Source organism: Jatrophihabitans sp. (genome assembly GCF_051960575.1).
Classification (GTDB): Bacteria; Actinomycetota; Actinomycetes; order Mycobacteriales; family Jatrophihabitantaceae; genus JBQCEE01.
The window spans coordinates 1-2,515 of the sequence record NZ_JBQCEE010000054.1 but is presented as its reverse complement, the minus strand read 5'-3'; the positions used below and the strand labels follow the sequence as shown (position 1 = coordinate 2,515).

1 protein-coding gene and 1 pseudogene are annotated in these 2,515 nt (G+C 71.0%); one reads left to right on the top strand and one right to left on the bottom strand.

Annotated features, from left to right (window positions below; translation table 11 throughout):
• Nucleotides 1-207 (bottom strand): annotated as a pseudogene (locus ACTHMS_RS02650) (hypothetical protein); the annotation flags it as partial.
• Between the two features lie 120 nt (nucleotides 208-327).
• On the opposite strand from ACTHMS_RS02650, the gene glgX reads away from it, so the two are divergent.
• Nucleotides 328-2,427 (top strand): glycogen debranching protein GlgX, encoded by a 2,100-nt coding sequence (glgX, locus tag ACTHMS_RS02645; protein WP_440305127.1) that lies wholly within the window; start codon nucleotides 328-330, stop codon nucleotides 2,425-2,427.
• Nucleotides 2,428-2,515: the final 88 nt, after the last annotated feature.

Here is a 2,515-nt window from a genome sequence, read left to right as displayed (position 1 = left end):
GGGCGGCAGACCCTGCGGGTGGAAGGGCTCGCCGTAGCGGCCGTAGGGCTGCGGCGGCACCCAGTAGGGCGAGTGGTACGAGTACGGGTCCGGCTCGTGGCCGGCCGGGGCGTTCGGTGCGCCCGATGCGCTCGGTGTGCTCGGTGTGCCCGAGGGGCCGTGCGGGGCCGGCGACCCGAACGGGCGGGGACTCTCCGGTGTGGTCATGGCTCCACCCTTCCCCGCGAATCCGTCCGTCTGCTTTGACGAAACCAGGCAGTGGCTGAGAAACGTCCGGGCGCTGCTGTGACGCGTCCCGCAGCGAGGCGGTCGACTAGTGTCCGAGCGGTGCAGGCGTGGCCCGGAGCTCCCTTCCCCCTCGGCGCGCACTGGGACGGCGAGGGCGTCAACTTCGCCCTCTGGTCGACGACGGCCACGTCGGTCAGCGTCTGCCTCTTCGACGCCGACGGCGCAGAGACGCAGGTGCGGCTCACCGACCACACCTACCACGTCTGGCACGGCTACATCCCCGCCTTGCAGCCCGGGCAGCGCTACGGCTTCCGCGTCGACGGCCCGTACGACCCGTCCCAGGGGTTGTTCCACAACCCGAACCAGCTGCTGGTGGACCCGTACGCCCGCGCGATCGAGGGCGACTTCGTCGACCACCCCGCCGTCCAGGCGTCGAGCCCGGCCGACTCGGCGCCGTACGTGCCGCGTTGCGTGATCATCCACGACGCGTTCCCCTGGGGCGACGACCACCGGCCGAACGTGTCGTGGGACGACACGGTGATCTACGAGCTGCACGTCAAGGGCTTCACGCGGCAGCACCCCGGCATCCCGCTCGACCTGCAGGGCACCTACGCGGGCCTCGGCCACCCGGCGGCGATCGAGCACCTGCGCTCGCTCGGGGTGACGGCAGTGGAACTGCTGCCGATCCACCACTTCGTCAGCGAGCCCTCGCTGCAGCGCCGCGGCATGCGGAACTACTGGGGCTACAACAGCCTCGGCTTCTTCGCCCCGCACGAGGCGTACGCGTCGCAGCGCGGCAACCAGGTGCGCGAGTTCAAGGCGATGGTGCGGTCGCTGCACGCGGCCGGCATCGAGGTGATCCTGGACGTCGTCTACAACCACACCGCCGAGGGGCCGCCGGACGGCCCGGTGCTGTCGTTCCGCGGCATCGACAACGGCTCGTACTACCGGCTCGCGCCGCAGGACCGCTCTCGCTACGTCGACTACACCGGCTGCGGCAACACCTTCGACCCGCGCCGGCCGTTCCCGCTGCAGCTGATCACCGACTCGCTGCGGTACTGGATCACCGAGATGCACGTGGACGGGTTCCGCTTCGACCTCGCCGCCGCGCTCGCGCGGTCGCTGCACGACGTCGACAAGCTCTCGTCCTTCTTCGACACCATCCACCAGGACCCGGTGATCTCGCAGGCCAAGCTCATCGCCGAACCGTGGGACGTCGGCGACGGCGGCTACCAGGTGGGCGAGTTCCCGCCGCTGTGGACGGAGTGGAACGGCAAGTACCGCGACACGGTGCGGTCGTTCTGGGCGCACGGGGCGCCGGACGGTGTGCGCGACCTCGCCTACCGGCTGACCGGCTCGTCGGACCTGTACGGCGACGACGGGCGCCTGCCCATCGCGTCGATCAATTTCGTCACGGCACACGACGGGTTCACCCTGCGCGACCTGGTGAGCTACGAGCAGAAGCACAACGAGGCCAACGGCGAGGACAACCGCGACGGCACCGACGACAACCGCTCGTACAACGGTGGGATCGAGGGCGAGCCGGCGCCGGCCAAGGTGCGCACGCTGCGGTTGCGGCAGGCGCGCAACCTGATGACGACGCTGCTGCTGTCGACCGGCGCCCCGATGCTCGTGGCCGGCGACGAGCGGTGGCGCACGCAGGGCGGCAACAACAACGCCTACGTGCAGGACAACGAGATCTCGTGGATCGACTGGACCGAATCACCCGAGTCGCAGGACATGCTGCAGCTGGCTCAACGGCTGTTGCAGCTGCGCCGCGACCACCCGGTGCTGCGGCAGCCCGCCTTCTTCGCCGGACGCCCGGTGCCGGGGGGTGACGGCTGCAAGGACCTCGCCTGGTTCCATCCGGACGGCCGCGAGATGCAGGACGACGACTGGTACGACGCCGGCCTGCGCACCATCGGGATGTACCTGGACGGCCGCGGGCTGCGCCACCGTGACCGGCGCGGCCGGATGATCATCGACGAGTCGTTCCTGCTGCTGCTGCACGCCGGCGACGAGGACGGGCTGTTCGCCGTGCCCGACCGCCCGTGGGCCGACACCTACACGGTCGTGGTCGACACCCGCTACGTCGGCGGGGTGCCCTACCCGCGCACAAAGCCGGTGGCCGGCGGCAGCCACGTGCCGATGAGCGCGCGGTCGGCGCTGCTGCTGCTGGTGAACCGGAGCGGCTCGTGAGCGAGCAACCGCCGGACCTGCCGTACGTGCCGCCGCCCGCGACCCAACCCCCACCGCCCGGCTACGGACCGCCGCCCGGCTACGGACC